The organism is Prevotella amnii CRIS 21A-A (assembly GCF_000177355.1).
In the GTDB taxonomy this organism is placed as follows: Bacteria; Bacteroidota; Bacteroidia; order Bacteroidales; family Bacteroidaceae; genus Prevotella; species Prevotella amnii.
The window spans coordinates 19022-38730 of sequence record NZ_ADFQ01000086.1; the positions used below are offsets into that span (position 1 = coordinate 19022).

Genomic DNA, 19709 nt, shown 5'->3' on the forward strand with positions numbered 1-19709 from the left:
ATATACCTTATTTATTATTAGTATCCGATGGCTTACTTACAGAGTTAAGCTCATCTATCTCCTTACCAAGCGATTCTACCTGCTGCTTAGTTACAGGCTTATCCACCACGATAGTATCTTTCTTTATAGCAGTAGCCTCTGGAGCCGCAGCCTTTGCTGCTACTGGCTTTTTTACAGGCTTTGCCTTAGAGCCGTTCTCCTCTAACCAAGCTGCCTCACGCTTTTGCTTTATCTCAAGAGGGTCTATGCCCAGCTTATCCTTAAAAATAAGCGTAGCATTACTTACACCAAGCTCACGCTCTGAAGAGCTCTGCTTATGGTTGACACCTCCAAAAAACTTCTCTATCTTTACCTTACGCTGAAGCTGCATCATACCATAGATAATAGCCTCAGGACGAGGAGGACAGCCCGGTATATAAACATCTACAGGGATAATCTCGTCTATACCACGCATAACATGATAACTATTCTTAAACGGACCTCCAGAAATGGCACAGCCACCCACTGCAATAACATACTTAGGCTCTGCCATCTCATCATACAAACGCTTAAGAGCCGGAGCCATCTTATTAGTAATAGTACCGGCACACATTATAAGATCTGCCTGACGAGGAGAATTACGAGTTACCTCAAAGCCAAAACGAGAAAAGTCGTAACGGGCACAGCCCACAGACATAAACTCGATACCACAACACGATGTAGCAAAGGTAAGAGACCACAACGAATTACTACGACCCCAGTTTATCAACTGATCCAAATTGCCCAAAACAAGGTTAGTACCACCATCGTTAAGGTCGGCAGCCATCTTGTCAAGAGTGTCGTTGTCCTTCCATTCTTCATAAGGAAGCGATTTTATCCTGGGCTTTCTTATTTCCATTCTAACGCTCCTTTCCGCCAAGCATAAGCAAGGCCAAATACTAATACCAACATAAAGAACCCTATCGTAAATAACGCTAAAGGCCCAAATGACTTAACAACAACCGCCCAAGGATACAGAAACACCGTCTCTACATCGAACATCAGAAAAAGAATGGCAAAGAGGTAATAACCTATACGAACAGGCAGCCAAGACTGACCATACGTAGGAATACCACACTCGAAAGGCTCACCCTTTATCGGACTGTAAGACCGCGGACCTATCAGCTTGGCAATGACATAAGCAGCCACTACCAAAAAAGCTGCAGTTATCAATACGGTAACAAATAGTGTGAAATACATAAATTTATATAGCTATAATTTTTATTTAATAAATTAACCTTGTCTCGATTTCATAACCACCGCAAAGGTAATAATAAATTCTCTAAAGAATAAAAAAAATATAGTAAAAATGTAATATTCACTTTGCAAAAACATTATCCCTTATACAGCAAAAGGTGATATTTTAATCACTAAAACATCACCTTTTAAGGTGTAAAACATCACCTTTTACTCTATAAAAGGTCATCTTTCTTATCCACCTTCTGTGTTATCAAGATATTCAAAACAAACTTTTATCCCTTACACAAACATATACATACGAACATCTCTCCTCTCTAAAAGAGAACACCATAAAGCACTGACACTTTAAAAGACCTGAACATCATTTGCGAGATAACCTAAGCGATGCTTTATGGTAGTTGCCAAAGTTAAGAAAAAACTTTTATATAAACAAGAAAAAACTTTCTTTTTTATTATTTTTCTTCTTTTCCTTTATAGACAACAAGAAAAACAGTACCTTTGCACACAAAGTAATTAAATAATAAGCATTTAGATAATAAAAAATGATTACATTATCAAATATCGCAATCCAATTTGGTAAAAGAGTATTATACAAAGACGTAAACATAAAGTTTACCCGTGGTAACATCTATGGAGTAATAGGAGCTAACGGAGCAGGAAAATCGACACTACTAAAAGCTATCTCAGGAGAATTAGAACCTAACAAAGGAACTATAGAGTTAGGAACGGGAGAAAGATTGTCGGTATTGGAACAAGACCACTTTAAATACGACAGCTTTAACGTTATGGACACCGTACTCATGGGACACAGCAAGCTCTGGGATAACATGAAAGAAAGAGAAGCACTATACGCTAAAGAAGAAATGAGCGAGGAAGACGGTAACAGAGCTGCCGACTTAGAACTCAAATTCGCAGAGATGAACGGCTGGGAAGCTGAAAGCGAAGCGGCACAGCTATTACAACACTTAGGCATAAACGAAGATTTGCACACTAAGGAAATGGCACAGCTTTCTAACAACGAAAAGGTTAGAGTAATGTTAGCCAAAGCACTCTTTGGCAAACCTGAAAACCTTTTACTCGATGAGCCTACAAACGACCTCGACTTAGACACCGTGGAATGGCTCGAAGATTATCTCGCTGATATTGACGACAACCAAACAGTACTCGTAGTTTCACACGACAGACATTTCCTTGACACTGTAAGCACACAGACCATTGACATCGACTTTGGGAAAGTAACCGTCTTCGCTGGAAACTACTCCTTCTGGTACGAAAGCTCACAACTCGCACTAAGACAAGCACAAAACCAAAAACTAAAAGCTGAAGAAAAAAAGAAACAGCTCGAAGAGTTTATAAGAAGATTCTCTGCCAATGTGGCTAAAAGCAAACAAACCACATCAAGAAAGAAAATGCTCGAAAGACTTAACGTAGAAGAAATAAGACCGTCAAGCAGAAAATACCCCGGAATAATATTCCAAATGGAAAGAGAACCGGGTAACCAAATTCTACAGGTAAACGACCTTAAAGCCGTAGAACCTGACGGAACTGTACTCTTCGACCACGTAGACCTCAACATAGAAAAAGGACAAAAAGTAGTCTTCATATCACACAACCCTAAAGCCATGACGGCATTCTTCGAAATAATAAACGGTAACAGAACACCCGATGCCGGACAATATAACTGGGGAGTAACCATAACCACAGCATATCTACCTTTAGATAACACCGAATTCTTTTCTTCAGAACTTAACCTCGTAGACTGGCTTTCACAATACGGACCAGGCAACGAAGTGGCTATGAAAGGGTATCTTGGAAGAATGCTTTTCAGACAGGAAGAAGTGGAAAAACAAGTGAAAATACTCTCCGGAGGAGAAAAAATGAGGTGCATGATAGCAAGAATGCAGCTACAAAACGCTAACTGCCTTATCTTAGACACACCCACTAACCACCTCGACTTGGAAAGCATACAAGCCTTTAACAACAACCTCATCAGCTTTAAAGGAAATATCCTCTTTAGCTCACACGACCATGCTTTCATCGATTCTATTGCTAACAGAGTCATTGAGCTTACTCCTAAAGGGACCATTGACAAACTTATGCCATACGATGAATACATACACGATGACAAACTAAAAGAAAAAAGAAACGCAATGTACCAATAAGAAATGAGCTTTTATATATAAAACTATTCTTTTGGCACATAATTTGCTTTACTTACAAAAAAACAATTATATAAAATGAAAGCAAAAAAAAATAACAAAAACATAAACAACAACACTCAAGAGCAAGAAAACAATGCTCAAAGTACTCTGGAAAATGAAGCTCAAGAAGATGTTAAGCAGCAGGATAATGAGCAGCAACATAGTCAAGAAGAAAGTAGTGAGCAAGAAGAAAAGGTAGACCCTACTGCTAAAGCACAGCAAGAGGCTGAACAGTGGAAAGATAAGTACATACGATTAGTAGCTGAATTTGATAACTACAAAAAACGTACTCTCAAAGAAAAAAGCGAACTTATCATAAATGGTAGCGAAAAGACTATCAACGCCGTACTACCTATCTTAGACGATTTTGAACGAGCATTATCTGACAATACCGAGGACCCTAACTCGATAAAAGAAGGATTTAACCTTATATATAAGAAGTTTGTCGAAACTCTAAAGAAAATAGGTGTACAGAAAATAGATACCGATAATGCCGATTTTAACGTCGATTACCACGAAGCAATAGCTATGGTGCCAGGAATGGGAGACGAGAAAAAAGGTAAAATAATAGATTGTGTACAAACAGGATATACGCTTAACGATAAAGTTATACGCCACGCTAAAGTGGCTGTAGGGCAATAAAAAAAAGCTCGAAAGAGAAATAAAAGAAAATGGCAAAAAGAGATTACTACGAAGTACTTGGGGTAAGCAAAGACGCCTCAGAAGATGAAATAAAAAAGGCTTATAGAAAGTTAGCTATTAAATATCACCCTGATCGTAACCCTGACGATACTCAGGCTGAAGAAAAATTTAAAGAAGCTGCCGAAGCATACGATGTTTTACACGATCCACAAAAAAGGCAACAGTACGATCAGTTTGGGTTTAACTCACCCGGAGGATTCTCATCAGGTGGATTCTCATCAGGTGGATTCTCTGTAGACGACATCTTTTCTGCCTTCGGCGATATTTTCGGTGGGCATCAAGGCTTTAGCGGATTCTCCTCAGGTGGAGCTCAAAGGCGACAACATGGCACAGATATGCGCCTTAAAGTAAGGCTTACCCTACAAGAAATAGCCACTGGCGTTAAAAAGAAGTTTAAAGTGCGCAAAGACGTAGTGTGCCAACACTGTCATGGTACAGGAGCAGAGGGAAATAGCAAGCCAATAACTTGCCCTAACTGCCATGGCTCGGGCATGGAAGTACGTACACAACAGTCTATGTTTGGCATAATACAGACACAAGGTCCTTGCCATGTTTGTGGAGGAGAAGGCACTATAATAAAAGACAAGTGTAAATGTTGCAATGGAGAAGGCATCGTAAAAGGCGAAGAAGTGGTAGAAATTAACATACCAGCAGGAGTAGCTGAAGGCATGGTGCTCAACGTTGCAGGAAAAGGTAATGCCGGAAAACGAAATGGAGTAAATGGAGATATTCATGTATATATAGAAGAAGAGGAAAACGATACCTTCCTTAGAGATGGACAAAACATCATTTACAACCTTCTCTTAGATATTCCTACAGCTACCTTAGGAGGACAAGTAGAGATACCTACCATAGAGGGAAAAAACGTAAGGATAACCATAGAACCCGGAACACAACCCGGAAAAACTCTTCGCCTACGAGGAAAAGGGTTACCCGCAGTGCAAGGATACGGCTCTGGAATAGGAGACCTTATCGTACACACAAGCGTGTATATACCAAAAGAACTAAGCAAGTCGGAGAAAAAAGCAATGGAAGAATTTGCTAAAAGCGACAATTTTAAAGGAGATAAAGCCACAAAACACTCTATCTTTGAAAGCTTTAAAAAATTATTTAGCTAAATAAGAGCTAGTTGTACTAGTTGTACTAGTTGTACTAGTTCTACTAGTTCTACTAGTTCTACTAGTTTCACTAGTTCCACTAGTTCTACTAGTCCCACTAGTCCCACTAGCCCCACTACCCCCACCACTTATCATGAACTACCAAGAAACTATACAATATCTTTTTAACAGCACGCCTGTCTTTGAGCATGTTGGTGCACAAGCATACAAAGAAGGACTATCTAACACACACCTGTTAGATAAACACTTTAACCACCCACACACCCGCTTTAAAACCATTCATATAGCAGGAACAAACGGGAAAGGCTCATGCTCACACACCCTTGCAGCTATACTGCAAGAAGAAGGGTACAAGGTAGGGCTATATACAAGTCCGCATCTTATAGACTTTCGTGAACGAATACGCATAAACGGCAAAATGATACCAAAAGAATATGTTATCAATTTTGTTGCTAACGAACGCCATTTCTTCGAACCTCTACACCCTTCATTCTTCGAACTCACCACTGCACTTGCCTTTAAATACTTCGCCGAAGAACAAGTAGACATCGCTGTTATAGAAGTGGGATTAGGTGGAAGGCTCGATTGCACTAATATTATAACACCTATACTATCCATTATCACAAACATATCCTTAGATCACACACAGTTTCTTGGAAACACTTTAGAAAAAATAGCATTCGAAAAAGCTGGTATCATAAAGCATAACATACCTGTTATAATAGGTGAAACAGTAAAAGAAACTAAAGACGTCTTTCTACAAACTGCTGAAAAAATGGAAGCACCCATAACTTTTGCCCAAGACAAAATACTCTTCCAACCCACACCTAAACACGATGAAAAAGGAATACATTACCACGACACACCTTTCGGAGATATTATAGGAGAACTAACAGGACTATATCAACAAAAAAACACCAACACACTGCTTTATGCATGCCTAAAACTACAACAATTAGGTATTCACCTCAACAAAGAAAACATCATCAAAGGTTTTGCTAACGTTACCACTAACACCTCACTCATGGGACGATGGCAAACAATATGCCTATCTCCACTAACCATCTGCGACACCGGACACAACATAGGGGGCTGGAAATATCTTGCAGAACAGATAAAAAACACACATGCAAAAGAAAAACACATCGTCTTTGGTATGGTAGATGATAAAGACCTGCACACTGTTTTAACATTATTACCTAAAGACGCACACTACTACTGGACACAACCTTCCACACACAGAGCATTCCCTGTAGAAAAAGTAGCATCAGAAGCACTGACCTTACGACTTAAAGGCACTACCTTTCACGATGTCTTCACAGCATATAAAGCAGCTAAAAAAGCTGCACAGAACACCGATTTTATCTTTATAGGAGGCTCAAGCTACGTTGTTGCCGACCTCTTAAAACACCTACAACCACTCCCCCAACCTAAAAACACCTGACCAAAAGCCTATATCTAAAACAAACTCTTTTCTAAACAAGACTTTTTATATCGTAAAAAATGTATATTCTACATACCAAAAGAACATTTTTTCTTACCTTTGCACCACAACTTTGAATGCTATTATAGCACATACAAAGGCAAAAACATATTATTTTTATTATTTTTATACATTAATATTTTAGTTTTTATGAATAACAAGATTAAAAGATTTTCTGTGTTTTTATCTCTACTTATAGTAGTTTTGTGTAGCATCACCCTGCTTACTTCGTGTGATAAAGATATCGAGAAGACGATGAATGCTAAAGTAACCCTTAGAGAAAATGGGGATAGATTTTTTGTAAAGTTTTATCCTGATAATACAAAATCTCAATTTATAGAGATTGATATACCTAAAAGGTTAAACGCACAGAATATAGATCTTACCCAGCAAGGCGATTGGAAAGTAATAGGTTTAGGATTCTATGGAGAAGATGGGCACGTTCCTTTCGAAAAAGGTAGCTACATATATATTAATAAAATAAGCGACAAACAGATAAAAGTAGCGTTCTCTATCAAGCAATATAACGATGGCAAACTCATAGAAAGATCACAGACTTACGAGGGACCTATCTCGTCTGACTAAAACAAAAAGCAGCAAGCAATAAAACAAAAATCAGCAAATAATAAAACAAAAAGCAACAAGCTCTCGCCCAGAAAGAAATGGGTGAGAGCTTTTTTTTTATAAAAGCATCTTAGATAATGTAAGATGTAGTTAGCATTTTATGGCAAGTAGTGGTTAATTTAATATTGTTTAATACTTAAATGGATTGCAAATCTAAGAATAATTCTGTAACTTTGCATTGTTTCAGGAAAAGAAATACTCTTTTAGAGCGTAAAAGAAGATTTATAATATTCACTTTAATAAATAAAAGTTAAAAGACAATGATTAAAATTGGTATTAACGGTTTCGGTCGTATCGGTCGTTTCGTGTTCCGTGCTACTTGCGAAGCAGCAAATGCAAAAGAAGTTCAGGTTGTAGGTATTAACGACCTTTGCCCAGTAGACTACCTTGCTTATATGTTGAAATATGACACTATGCATGGTAAGTTTGAAGGTTCTATTGAGGCAGATGTAGAAAAGTCTGAGCTTATAGTAAATGGTCAGCACATCCGCGTAACAGCAGAGCGTAACCCAGCAGACTTGAAGTGGGACGCTGTAGGTGCTGAATACGTTGTAGAATCTACAGGTCTTTTCTTAACAAAGGAGAAGTCTCAGGGTCATATCGATGCTGGTGCCAAATATGTAGTAATGTCAGCTCCTTCTAAAGACGATACCCCTATGTTCGTTTGCGGTGTAAACTTTGACAAGTATGTAAAGGGTACACAGTTTGTTTCTAACGCATCTTGTACTACAAACTGTCTTGCTCCTATCGCTAAGGTGTTGAACGATAAGTTTGGTATTACAGATGGTTTGATGACTACTGTTCACTCTACTACTGCTACACAGAAGACTGTAGATGGTCCTTCTCTAAAGGATTGGCGTGGTGGTCGTGCTGCTTCTGGCAACATTATCCCTTCTTCTACTGGTGCTGCTAAGGCTGTAGGTAAGGTTATCCCTGAGCTAAACGGTAAGCTAACTGGTATGTCTATGCGTGTTCCTACATTAGATGTTTCTGTTGTTGACCTTACTGTAAACCTCGCAAAGGCTGCTACATACGCTGAAATATGCGACGCTATGAAGGCTGCTTCTGAAGGTGAGCTAAAGGGTGTATTAGGTTACACTGAAGACGCTGTAGTTTCTTCTGACTTCCTTGGCGACCCTCGCACATCTATCTTCGATGCTAAGGCTGGTATAGCTTTGACAGATACTTTTGTTAAGGTTGTTTCTTGGTACGACAACGAGATTGGTTACTCACACAAGGTAGTAGAGCTAATCAAGCACATGGCAAAGGTTAACGCTTAAAAATATATTTTATAAGCATTAAAAAAATATCCTTTTAGCTCATAAGAGCTATAAGATACTTTAGATAAGAAAGCCGCCACAGCAGCATAGCTGGGCGGCTCTTTTATTATAATAACATAATAACAAAAACAATACGAAAATCTCTTTTTAAGCATTGCTTAAACCGTGTTTTTTTAATATCTATCTATATGATAACTATAATAGGACCTACAGCATCAGGAAAGACTGCTCTTGCCACAACACTGGCATATACCTTAGGAAGCGAAATAATATCTGCCGACTCACGACAGGTATACCGAGGCATGACGATAGGCACTGGTAAAGACCTTAAAGAATATACCGTAAACGAAAAAAAAATACCATACCACCTCATAGATATATGTGATGCGGGAGAAAAATATAACCTCTTTGAATATCAAAGAGATTTCCTTAAAACATACAACCTCATAACAAAACGACACATAGAACCTATTCTATGCGGAGGAACAGGACTATACATAGAAGCTGTACTGAAAGGCTACCAGCTCGCTGATGTACCACAAAACCCCACTTTAAGGAAAGAACTCGAAGGAAAATCGCTCAAAGAACTTACACTAATACTTACACAGCTGAAAGAAAAAAACCTATCTAACATGCACAATAATACCGATGTAGACTCCTGTAAACGCGCCATCAGAGCCATAGAAATAGAAACCTATAACCTTGAACACACCATAGAAAAACGCAAGCCAGCACCCATAAAATCGCTTATCATAGGTGTAGACATTGACAGAGAAGAAAGAAGAAAGAAAATAACCCTACGACTTAAACAACGCTTACAACAAGGAATGATAGAAGAAGTAGAAGGACTTCTACATAAAGGTATCAACCCTGAAGACCTTATATACTACGGTCTGGAATACAAATACATCACAGAATATATCATAGGAAAACGAAACTACGATGATATGTTTAAACACTTGGAAATAGCTATACACCAATTCGCTAAAAGACAAATGACTTGGTTCAGAGGAATGGAACGAAGAGGATTTGAAATACACTGGATAAAAGCATCATGGCAACGCAAAAAACAAATAGAAACAATACTGAAACTTAAAGAATCATCTATATAAACACCATATAAAAAACGCTAACCTTAAACACAAAAAATATTTCTCCGTGAGCATAAACACACGGAGAAAAATTGTTTTTCTACATAAAAAAACTAAAAACTAAAGAACTATAAACCCCCTACCCTATACTTTTCTTACAACAGACTCTCACCAAAAATGGCATTCTTTATGTCCTGCTCGTGGTCGAAAACAAAACGAGCCACAATAGCACTTAACAGAGCTGTTGAAGGCATCTTTATGCTACTTGCCGACTTTAAACGGTCCAGAACACTCTTTAAATCGCTATCTATATATACTGTAGCTAACTTTGAGTCGCGCTGCTTATAATCCTTTGCAAGGTCTAAAAACAGCTGCCAGCTATCCTCACCACTATCACGAGCTATAGTATACTCACGAGCTAACTGCTTGCCCTCTGCCTTAGGCAACTTCTTTGCTGCAGGAGCTGTACGATCCTTAACTATCTCGCCATGCTCATTACGCACTGCTGTACGCGTAAAAGAGCTCGCTACGTCGCCAGGAACCATAGCTGCCTGCCCTTCAGTACCTTGAGAAGACTCTACTTCTTGCTTTACATTACCGTTATTAAACTCCGTCTTAACCGAAGACTCCTGACCACTCTGAGCCGTATGCACTAAGCCCTGCAAACCTCCAGGAATTATTACCTTTGTCTTTTTCTTTACCATAATATTCCGTCTTTATTGTTTCCTATCTCTTATAACTTCACTCTAAATAACACCACTGGATTATTTCATCTTCTTTAGCATATAGTCGAAAGCCATCTTAACTGCCTCACGCTGCTGACCAAAAAGCTCAAAAGTGTTTGTGCGCTTAAGACAAGCACGACTGTTTATAGTAGGAGTTACCTTACCAAACTGCTGAAATATCTCGTCCGTTTCTGCCCACATACGCTGCTCATCACTCGTTCCTATACGGGGATCTATACGGTTAGGAACAAAGAATAACTTAGCATGCATCTCCGGATTATGCTCCCTTAAAGCATTGATAACCTGAACGAAAACACCTGTAGAATCGAGAGTCTTATCCTCGTACTCGTAAGGACAAATAATAAAATCGGCACCTACAAAAAGCGGAGCCAAACCGTCTTGAGATATGTTACCCGGAGAATCGAACAACACAAAACCATCTACATCGCTCGCACTCTCCACTAACTGCTGCATAAGCTCCGGAGAATCTACATCAAAATCCTGTATTGTATAAGGCTCCTCCTCACCCTCATACACCTCCATGTCTTTCTTACGCTGCATAAGAATAGTCTTCTGAAGGTCAGTATCTATTAAGCAAACGTCCTTGCCCTTGTAAGACAAATAGTTAGCAAAAAGTATGCAAAGCGTGCTCTTACCTACACCACCCTTTTGATTAGCAAATACTACTTTTACGTTTTTCATTATTTATATATTTATATATTCATATTAAAATATTCTTATATTATAACGTTTATATATTCTTACGTTGATATATATCTTTATTATTATATTAAAATATTATTACTTTTTTATATTATTACGTTTATTTATTTTTATATTCATATTTCGCTGCAATTATGCTTACAAACCATCAGCAAGATGATTAAAACACCAAGCAGACAAGTTTTTTTTATCTCTTTCGCTACAAAAGCAAGCACTGCGAAGAACCGATAAATGTTATATTCAATAATCATTCTAACCGTTTTTAACTCCAATTCTATCCTTTTAACGCACTTATTCTAACGTTTTAATAGGTTTGCGCTGCTTTTATAACTCCCATTTTTCGGATATTTTCCTTTTCTCCTACCACCCGAGTGATATTCTAAAATTTTCCAGACCTCAAAGAGTTCTTTTTCTTGCTCACATCTGCTTTTTAGTCTGCTATCACCCAAAAATAGCTTTAAGCGAATCGTGCGCTGCTCGTTTCTGCGCTCTGAAAAATTCATCTCTGCGGTCTTACCCTAAAGTTCGCCCCTATTTTTGCCCCCTGCCTGCGGCGATGTGGTGGAGTGGGGTGAGTTATGCGCTGCCTATCTCTGCGCTCTTACCCTACAAATCCACTCCCTGTTTTTGCCCCGTGCGTGTGGTTATGAGGTAGGGTAGTGAGGGGTATGCTGCCCGTTTCTGCGCTCTTGCCCTACAAATCCACTCCGTGCTTTCGCCCCGTGCGTGTGGTTAATGGGGTAGGGTAGTGAGGTTGCGCTGCCTATCTCTGCGCTCTTACCCTAAAGTTCGCCCCTATTTTTGCCCTCTGCCTGCGGCGATGGGGTGAAGTGGGGTGGGGGTTATGCTGCCTATCTCTATGCTCTAAGCCTCGCCATGAATCCTTTTTTTACAACAAAGGCACACCTTCTAATAAGCTCTCTCTAAAGCCCTGCGAAGCAAAGCCATAGGAAGCACCGTCAAAACCAAACCTGCAATGCTACCCATATTAACATAGGTGGCTATCTCCGATAAGGTAAGCCCACTTGCAACATTATATAAATAATAGTTTAACAGGCTCACACCGCCCAACAACACAGGCGACAAAGCAAGCCACAAACCATAGATGCGCATCTTGCCCACATAGCTACATGATATTACTATGCCTAAAAACACCATCGCCAAAGCTGCAAAGCTCCCAGCATAACCGCAACACAACGCTGAAACGTTTACAAACCCTCTGCCTAAAAAGCCCCACACAGGCAAGCCTAACACCACCTTTACAAAGCTAAGCACCATTATCACCGTCAGCAGCACAAAGCTCAACACTCTGCCACGCTTAAAAAAACACCTACTTAAAATGCCCCACATCGTAAGCGAAGCCGCCAAACTTATAACGCCCTCTGCGATTGTTACCGGAGAAACACCCTGAGAAGCATCAAGCATAGCACCCGAACCCTGAAAAGCCTCCATAGCTCCTTGCAAGACACCCCCAACATGAGCACTCTCACCCTCGCTCACCCAGCCATCTAATACACCCAATATCTTAGACGCACCATACAGCCCCAAGCTCCAAGAGAAAGCCTCACTCTGTAAGCCATTAACTAAAAATGTATTTATCTTCATATATATTTATATAAAAACATATCTTTATATTTACGCTTACATATAGCATAAATACTTTTTTATATATGCAAATATACACTTATTTATCTAAATAACAAAATATACTTTTATCTTTTTAAGCATTACTATAAAAACATATTACTATAAAAAGATATTTAAGCATATATACAATTATACATTCATCTATACACATACATATATATTTATATATTTATTAGCAATTCTTTTTATAAAAGCGTATATATATATTTATATAAAACGCGCAAAAAAGAAAGAAACGGGGCAATAAATATAAACGTATAAATATATATTTGTATAACAAATTCCGCATATAATATATAAAAGTATGAATGTATAAAAATATAATAACTTATAAATCAGTTAAATATAACATACAAAACGAAGATAAAACCAGAGCTATAAAAAAGAAGTAGGGTGGGGAAGTGGAAATATATATTTATATAAAAGTTTATGTAAATATATAAACTATCAAAACAAAACTATACATATATAAACATATAAATATATAAAAACCAAAACGCCTGCACGCGCCCTACACAAAAAACTGCTCCCGTCAAAACCACTATCCACACTAAAACGCAAACCATACTAAAACCTTCCACCCATTAAATAACCTCCACCATCAAAAAAATCCTACACCAACACCGCTCTAAACATAACTATTTAAATAGAAATATATACGCCAGAAAACATAAAAATATAAATATATAAATAAATATTAATACAAAATAAAGTGAATACAACTGTATTTTTATATTCGTATATAAATATATATTTTTATAAAAGCACACATATATAAACCCATAAAACGCACAAAAAACCTCTCTCTACACTACCAAAAACACCCCAAAAAGCACCTTTATGCCCCTTAAAAACGCCTTAAAAGCCCCCAAAAAGCCCCCTTTTCCCACAAAAAAAACAAAAGAAACACCACCTAAACCCCATAAAAACTATAAGAGAAAACCTAAAAAAACATTGCTGCGACATTTTGGGAGCATCGCCTAAAAAAGCCCTTTTTTAAAAGTCATCACTGCCCACTTTCCTAAATAAAAAATAAAAGAAAAAGCTCTCGTCTTCATTACTTTGATATCATTAGCATATATCATTTATATAGACTTATATAAAGCCTTGATAATATCCTTATTCTAAGAAAGTTACATAAAGGTCTTGCGACATAAAGGGAACTTACCCGCGACATAAAAGGAACTTGCCTGCGACATAAAAGGAACTATCTTACGACAAAAACGGAGCAAATCCTTTAACACTGCGACTTTTAGGGAACTATGCCCCGACAAATATGGAAGAAATATGTTTTTTTATGTAATTATTCCGACAAAATAGGGCTATTTTTCCTTTTTTTGTCGCCGATGAGCTTTGGAGAGTATGAAAAGGGCTAAAAATTTCATTACTTCGCATCAGGTTCTTGCGCTTTCTTATAAGCGCGTAAAACACTATTATACCGATTTTTATTTAATTCTATATTTTTACAACGCGACAAATTAGGAGGATTTATTGTACAATAAAATTCCACAATGTGCGACAAATTGGTAGGTTTTGATATTTTTTTTACAAACAATGCTTTATCCCACTTTTTTAATCTATTTTTGGCTGTTGACCTATGTATTATTGCTTTTAGAGTGGGGGCTTGTCGCTTCCTTTCTCGATGCTCTTTCTTGTTGGGTTTTTGTTTTGTTTATGAGGTTACACCAAAGTGGGGTTTATCATTGCAAGGAGCAGGGGTGGGAGCAGGGAAGTGTAGGGAGTGATAGTTGCAAGGTAGTGGGGCGAGGTTGTGATGGCAGGGGTGGGAGCAGGGAAGTGTTAGGAGTGAAGGCTGTAGGGGGTGGGGGTAAAGCTGCAAGGTAGTGGGCGGGGTTGCAAGGAGCAGGGGTAGGAGCAGTAAAGTGGTGGGAGTGATAGTTGCAAGGTGGTGGGGCGGGGTTGTGAGGTGTCGGGAGTGAGTGCTGTGAAGTGCAGGCTGTTAGGGCTGCGAAGTAGTGTGGAGAGTAGTAAAGTGTAGGGAGTTAGGGTTGCAAGGTAGTGGGTGGAAGTTGCGATGAGCAGGGGTGGGAGCAGGGAAGTGTAGGGAGTTAGGGCTGTAGGTAGTGGGTGAGAGTTGTGATGAGCAGGGGCGGGAGCAGTAAAGTGGTGTGGGGCGGGGTTGTGAGGAGCAGGGGTAAAGCTGCGAGGGGGTGGGTTATGAGCAGGAATAAGAAGGAGTGTATGGTGTGGTGTGATAAAAAAGGAGAGTGTAAAAATGTTCGGTTTCATCGTTGCTGGCATCTTTTTTCTGTTTGCCGATATTGTATGGCGGGGTAATCTTAGGCGTGGAAAGTGCGTAGGCATGGTTTCGCGTAGCAGAAGGCTGATAGATGATATGAAATAGAAATGGCATAGTGTAGTAGATATGTATCGCATCTCGTGAGCAGCGGCGACAAAAAGGGAAGAGATTAATAACAATATTGATGACAATTCGTTATTATACCACAAAAAAAATAGTGCAGAATAAAAGGACTGACGAAAATTTTCCAGTCCTCTTGTTCTTACAAAATGGTACAACACTCATGCGCCTGTCAGCGTGTAACCGCTGGTTTTATAATCATAGGTATGCTAACTCTCGTAAACTTTTGTAATGAGGCGTTCTGCGTCAATAGTTAATTGCTACCTTTATGGTAACATCAGCGAAATGGCTGTATATGGGAATTATCATCACGAAGAGGTTAAGCAGTATGGTAGCAAAGTGATGAAAAATATTTGTTAGTTAAACAAAAAGTTATAACCTTTGCAGAAAATAAAGCTACAACGATATATGGAGGTACAAAAAATAAAACCGTCTCAAGATGCGCTCTACAGGTTTTTATTGGAGCATGATGTAAAAGTTTCACGCTTAGCGGAATTAATGTGCCTACAATTAAGGGAATAAAGTTTTTATTATTTGTATTTTTGTAGGTGTGAAGAAAACATTTTTCTTTTCTCTTCTTGTGTTTCTGTGCAGGAAGTGTAATGCTTTTTCCAGTGTGAGAATGCAAGAGTGGAAAGACTTTTTTTTAAATTAAAAATATTGGTATGGCTATAATACGTAAGGTGTTGGGTAAGAGTCCTCGTTGGGGTAAAGATTGTTTTTTTGCGGAGAATGCGGCGTTGCTGGGCGATGTTGTTATGGGCGATGACGTGTCGGTGTGGTATGGTGCTGTGTTGCGTGCCGATGTTGATGGCATACGTATAGGCAATAGGGTAAATATTCAGGACGTGGCTTGTGTGCATCAGAGTGGTGGCTGCGTGGCAGTGTTAGACGATGATGTCAGTATAGGGCATGGTGCAATAGTGCATGGTGCTCATGTGTGTTCAGGAGCTCTCATAGGTATGAATGCTGTGGTGCTGGATAGGGCTATAGTGGGTCAGGGCAGTATAGTGGCAGCAGGTGCTGTGGTCTTGGAGGGCACGCAGATAGGTCAGGGAGAGCTGTGGGGCGGCGTTCCTGCCCGTAAACTAAAAGATGTACCACAGGAGAAGGCAGCAGCGTATGCAGCCCATTATATGGTGGCAAAAGGCTGGTATGAGGACGAGTAAAGTAATGGCGAAAAGGCAGGAAAGTTCCTTTTTTGTCGCCACAAAGGGGTGATTTTGCTGTTGCCTACTTTTATGGCTCGTGTAAAAGTTCTGAATATTAAGTTGTTAGGTAGCTGTGTGGCGGCAGCAGAAAAGTTGATGTATTGCGGCAGAAAAGTTGATGTATTGCGGCAGAAAAGTTGATGTATTACAGCAGAAAAGTTGATGTTTTACAGCAGAAAAGTTGATGTTTTACAGGGTAAAAGCTGATGTTTTAGAAAGGTTGTTTTTTGGAGGATAGTTCTTTTTTTATTTTTTCTGCGTGTTTCCCTTTTGGGGAACTTTCCCCTTGCCTGCCATGTGCTTTCATTATGCCTGCCTTGTGCCTGCTCTCTGCCTACCTTATCCCTGCTCTCTGCCTGCCATGTTCCTGTATATAAATAGAACGATAGGGCAGCGGTGGTGTATTTTCCCTTTTTGCGCGCCTTGTCTTTCTTTTCGGGGCATTACCTTTTTTTTATTCCCCTGCCTGCTTTGTCCCTGCTCCCTGTGTGCCTTATTTTTGCGAATGGTGGGGGACGGTATAGCGAGGTTGGTGGTTAATGGGCGTTATAGGGCGATGTGTTGCAGTGAGGAGGGTGTAGGATAAGGGGGAGAGGGAATAGGCTACGGCTAAAGTTGTGTGGGGTGGTTAGGGGGAGATGTTTTGTTTTCTGTTTTGGAGTAGTAAAGGGTCGGGGAGGCAGGGAGGTGCGACAAAAAACTGTAAAGTTTAATTATTTTCAAAAAACTACTTATTTGTCGCAGAACGTGATGTATGAGATGCTGCTGTAAGTTCCCTTTTTGTCGCTTACGTCTGTAGGTGTGTGTCTTATAATGTTTTATGTAGTTATGGTTGTCTGCTTAAAGTGTTCTTTTTAGCGGTCTTTTGTTTTTCAGGAAAAGGAAAAAGCGTTAAAAACGTGCAGTTTTGTAAAGAAAAAGTAAAAGTTATGTGTTCTACTTCCCTTTTTGTCGCTGTCAATCTCCCTATTTGTCGCGGTGTGGGTGTAGGAAGCTACGTGTTTGTCGCGGTTAGGTTACGTGTTTGTCGGAGTGAGGTTACGTGTTTGTCGGTGGTAAGTTCCCCTTTTGTCGTGGTGTGTGGGTGCTAATGGTTGTGCGTTAGTGTGTTATGAGTGCTTAAAAAATCTATTATAATAGGATAGATAATGATAGTCTAAGTTTTTCGATGTTTTCTTTCTCGCTTTTTTTCTTTTTCTTCTTTCTTTTCTTGACTTTGCCCGCAATAGAGGCGGTGCATGGCTTGGCGGCGGAATGGATAGGCTGACGCCTTCTAAGAGTTTGCATGAATAGAGGCAAGGGGGCAGACTTGGCGGCGAATGGATAGGCTGACGTCTTTCTAAGAGCTTGCAAAAAGAGCGGAAAGGGGGCGGAGTTTGGGGGCGAAAAATGATGTGTGAAAGGTTTATTAACGTTTAAAAGTGCCAAAATTGAACATATATTGCACACTGTTTTTTACCAAAAAAAGAGGTAGAGGTAAAAGAAGGGAAATTTTTCGAAAATTTTTCATCGCTGTATCATTCTCATTTATAATAAGATACGAAGATTTTTGGAAAGCCCAGAAAAAAATAATTTGCAAAAAACTTGCAATCGCTTTCTTCTCGTATTATATTTGCATTGTTGTCCGACAAGGGATATTTAATCTGAAATCTTTCATTCTGGGGTACTCATTCTCTGGTGTGAAAACTATAGAAAGAGATTAGTCTACGGTGATGGGTTTTAGAAAATTAAAGAGACAAATAACATATAAATCAAATTAAACAAAACGACTAAAACGATGAATTTGTTAGAGCAATTATCACCGCATTTTTCTTTAGGTGAGATGTTACAGTCTGGCGTTGCAATACGCTTTGGTATAAATAACGAGCCAGAGGACGTAGAAAACACTAATGTTACTGCTGCTGATGTGAGGCGTAACCTTAGGAATCTTTGCAAAATGGTGTTGGAGCCTTTGCGCCAGCGTGTGGGCAGGATAATAATAACGAGCGGTTACCGCAATAAGGAGCTTAACGCTCTGGTAAACGGTGTGCCAGACTCTCAGCACGTTTTTGGCGAGGCTGCCGACATATATGTGTCCGATGCAGCACAATGTGCTAAATATGCCGACATCATTATGCGCTATACCGACTTCGACCAGCTTATCTTTGAGCCGCTAAACTCTAAGACAAAACATTGGCTTCATGTAAGCTTTTCGCGCCGACATAAAAACCGCCGTGAGGTAATAGGGCTGTAAGGCAAGGCAAAGGTGCTGATGAATAAAAACACAAAGGCGTAAAAATATAAAGATATAAGCAAGCAAAGATATAAGAATATATAAAGATAAATATATAAAAATATAAAAACACAACTTTAATATCTAAGTATAACCTAAGGCGTATGATGTTATTGTTTCGTTTCTTCTACGACAGGTTGTTATGGCTGCGTTCTGCTCCGTGGTATATATATATATAAGGTGTAGGAGCATCTGTAAAGGTCTACTATGAAAAACACATATCTTCTTTTGCTTTTATAGCGTTAGAAGAAAAAAGGTCTAAACCATTAAAGGGCTATATAGGGTGCACACTTGAGGCTTTCTTTTTATGGTGTAGAGAAGTATTATTATTAATTTTTAAAAGCTATTCCTCGCAAAAGACCATGGGCTTTACTGCTCTTGGAGAGGTAATTTAACACTATGATTAACTTTAAAATGTATCAAGACAATCGTAAAAAGAGTAAGAAAAAGGGTTATTGGTATGCTCGAGCTCACATTCAGGGCTTAGCCGACATTAAGTATTTGGCAGGCAGGATAAGTAACACTTGCACTGTTACCGAGAGCGACATCTTAGCAGTAATAAGTGCGTTAGTAACCGAGATGAGCTATGCTTTAAAAGATGGCAAGCGTGTTCTTATAAACGGCTTAGGCTCTTTCAAGGCAAGTTTCCGTTCAAGGGGTGTAGAAAAGCTTAAAGACTTTAAGCCAGCCACTCATATATATAATCCTCGCATCATCTTTTTGCCCGAGACAGCTCGTGCAGGTGATAACAGTCGATACAAAACCATGCTGTTGGGCTGGAAGGTGTCAGAGCTTTCCACTTATAAGCAGGACAGTGCAGATGCACCGGGTCTTAAGCCAAAAGCTGCAGAAGGTGGCCATTCGGCAGGTGTAGTGTCTGATGGCGGGACGTTATAAAAAAAAAGTGAGTTTAATATAAAGAAAAAATATTGTTACTATGAAGAAAGATACTTGGAAAACAATTTTTCAGATAGTGATATCTGTTCTTACTGCTTTAGCTACTACTCTTGGTGTAGCATCTTGCAGATGAGCTT

The 19709-nt window shown here is 39.2% G+C and carries 20 protein-coding genes; 14 read left to right on the plus strand and 6 right to left on the minus strand.

The genetic code is table 11. The annotated features are described in order from the left end of the window. Nucleotides 1–7: 7 nt before the first annotated feature. A complete protein-coding gene (locus tag HMPREF9018_RS07900; protein ID WP_008450437.1) occupies nucleotides 8–877 on the minus strand; it encodes an NADH-quinone oxidoreductase subunit B in 870 nt (289 codons plus the stop codon). After that, the gene (locus tag HMPREF9018_RS07905) at nucleotides 868–1218 is read right to left on the minus strand and encodes an NADH-quinone oxidoreductase subunit A (protein WP_008450257.1); all 351 of its coding nucleotides are present in this window, start codon (nucleotides 1216–1218) and stop codon (nucleotides 868–870) included. Before HMPREF9018_RS07905 ends, HMPREF9018_RS07900 begins: the two co-directional genes overlap by 10 nt. Nucleotides 1219–1760: 542 nt before the next feature. Here HMPREF9018_RS07905 and HMPREF9018_RS07910 point away from each other — a divergent pair. The 7 genes from HMPREF9018_RS07910 to miaA all read left to right on the plus strand — a co-directional run bounded on the left by HMPREF9018_RS07910 (nucleotide 1761) and on the right by miaA (nucleotide 9738). Continuing rightward, complete coding sequence (locus HMPREF9018_RS07910; RefSeq protein WP_008450320.1) at nucleotides 1761–3380, plus strand: ABC-F family ATP-binding cassette domain-containing protein; 1620 nt, start codon at nucleotides 1761–1763, stop codon at nucleotides 3378–3380. 75 nt (nucleotides 3381–3455) lie between these two features. Next, nucleotides 3456–4061, plus strand: coding sequence for a nucleotide exchange factor GrpE (locus tag HMPREF9018_RS07915; protein WP_008450466.1), 606 nt, complete (start codon nucleotides 3456–3458; stop codon nucleotides 4059–4061). A 29-nt stretch (nucleotides 4062–4090) separates the two neighbouring features. Continuing rightward, entirely contained in the window at nucleotides 4091–5239 is a 1149-nt protein-coding gene (gene dnaJ / locus HMPREF9018_RS07920) for a molecular chaperone DnaJ (RefSeq protein WP_008450314.1), read from the plus strand. Between the two features lie 133 nt (nucleotides 5240–5372). Further along, entirely contained in the window at nucleotides 5373–6683 is a 1311-nt protein-coding gene (locus HMPREF9018_RS07925; protein ID WP_008450289.1) for a bifunctional folylpolyglutamate synthase/dihydrofolate synthase, read from the plus strand. A 189-nt stretch (nucleotides 6684–6872) separates the two neighbouring features. Then, entirely contained in the window at nucleotides 6873–7307 is a 435-nt protein-coding gene (locus HMPREF9018_RS07930) for a hypothetical protein (protein ID WP_036855560.1), read from the plus strand. Nucleotides 7308–7606: 299 nt separating this feature from the next. Continuing rightward, entirely contained in the window at nucleotides 7607–8626 is a 1020-nt protein-coding gene (gene gap, locus HMPREF9018_RS07935; RefSeq protein WP_008450450.1) for a type I glyceraldehyde-3-phosphate dehydrogenase, read from the plus strand. Between the two features lie 188 nt (nucleotides 8627–8814). Further along, nucleotides 8815–9738 carry a tRNA (adenosine(37)-N6)-dimethylallyltransferase MiaA gene (gene miaA, locus HMPREF9018_RS07940; protein ID WP_008450427.1) on the plus strand — a complete coding sequence of 308 codons (924 nt, stop codon included), beginning with the start codon at nucleotides 8815–8817 and terminating at the stop codon, nucleotides 9736–9738. Nucleotides 9739–9872: 134 nt separating this feature from the next. Here the strand turns inward: miaA and HMPREF9018_RS07945 are convergent, their stop codons facing one another. The 4 genes from HMPREF9018_RS07945 to HMPREF9018_RS07955 form a co-directional block, all read right to left on the minus strand. Further along, a complete protein-coding gene (locus tag HMPREF9018_RS07945; protein ID WP_008450256.1) occupies nucleotides 9873–10421 on the minus strand; it encodes a hypothetical protein in 549 nt (182 codons plus the stop codon). 60 nt (nucleotides 10422–10481) lie between these two features. After that, nucleotides 10482–11144: a ParA family protein gene (locus HMPREF9018_RS07950; RefSeq protein ID WP_008450449.1), complete on the minus strand. Its 663-nt coding sequence runs from the start codon at nucleotides 11142–11144 to the stop codon at nucleotides 10482–10484. Nucleotides 11145–11461: 317 nt separating this feature from the next. After that, on the minus strand, nucleotides 11462–11668 hold the full coding sequence (locus tag HMPREF9018_RS11030; RefSeq protein WP_156098353.1) for a hypothetical protein: 207 nt from the start codon (nucleotides 11666–11668) through the stop codon (nucleotides 11462–11464). Nucleotides 11669–12074: 406 nt separating this feature from the next. Further along, entirely contained in the window at nucleotides 12075–12770 is a 696-nt protein-coding gene (locus HMPREF9018_RS07955) for a hypothetical protein (RefSeq protein WP_008450500.1), read from the minus strand. Between the two features lie 1632 nt (nucleotides 12771–14402). On the opposite strand from HMPREF9018_RS07955, the gene HMPREF9018_RS07960 reads away from it, so the two are divergent. The 7 genes from HMPREF9018_RS07960 to HMPREF9018_RS11035 all read left to right on the plus strand — a co-directional run bounded on the left by HMPREF9018_RS07960 (nucleotide 14403) and on the right by HMPREF9018_RS11035 (nucleotide 19705). Then, nucleotides 14403–14657 carry a hypothetical protein gene (locus tag HMPREF9018_RS07960; protein WP_157794593.1) on the plus strand — a complete coding sequence of 85 codons (255 nt, stop codon included), beginning with the start codon at nucleotides 14403–14405 and terminating at the stop codon, nucleotides 14655–14657. 391 nt (nucleotides 14658–15048) lie between these two features. Beyond that, complete coding sequence (locus HMPREF9018_RS11385; protein ID WP_008450322.1) at nucleotides 15049–15177, plus strand: hypothetical protein; 129 nt, start codon at nucleotides 15049–15051, stop codon at nucleotides 15175–15177. Between the two features lie 246 nt (nucleotides 15178–15423). Further along, nucleotides 15424–15552 (plus strand): hypothetical protein, encoded by a 129-nt coding sequence (locus HMPREF9018_RS11390; protein ID WP_262498015.1) that lies wholly within the window; start codon nucleotides 15424–15426, stop codon nucleotides 15550–15552. 305 nt (nucleotides 15553–15857) lie between these two features. Next, nucleotides 15858–16361 (plus strand): gamma carbonic anhydrase family protein, encoded by a 504-nt coding sequence (locus tag HMPREF9018_RS07965; protein ID WP_008450381.1) that lies wholly within the window; start codon nucleotides 15858–15860, stop codon nucleotides 16359–16361. Between the two features lie 1819 nt (nucleotides 16362–18180). After that, complete coding sequence (locus tag HMPREF9018_RS07970) at nucleotides 18181–18636, plus strand: D-Ala-D-Ala carboxypeptidase family metallohydrolase (RefSeq protein WP_019035946.1); 456 nt, start codon at nucleotides 18181–18183, stop codon at nucleotides 18634–18636. Nucleotides 18637–19074: 438 nt separating this feature from the next. Continuing rightward, a complete protein-coding gene (locus HMPREF9018_RS07975) occupies nucleotides 19075–19572 on the plus strand; it encodes an HU family DNA-binding protein (protein WP_232724664.1) in 498 nt (165 codons plus the stop codon). A gap of 40 nt (nucleotides 19573–19612) precedes the next feature. Further along, nucleotides 19613–19705: a smalltalk protein gene (locus tag HMPREF9018_RS11035; RefSeq protein WP_154648174.1), complete on the plus strand. Its 93-nt coding sequence runs from the start codon at nucleotides 19613–19615 to the stop codon at nucleotides 19703–19705. Nucleotides 19706–19709 lie beyond the last annotated feature (4 nt).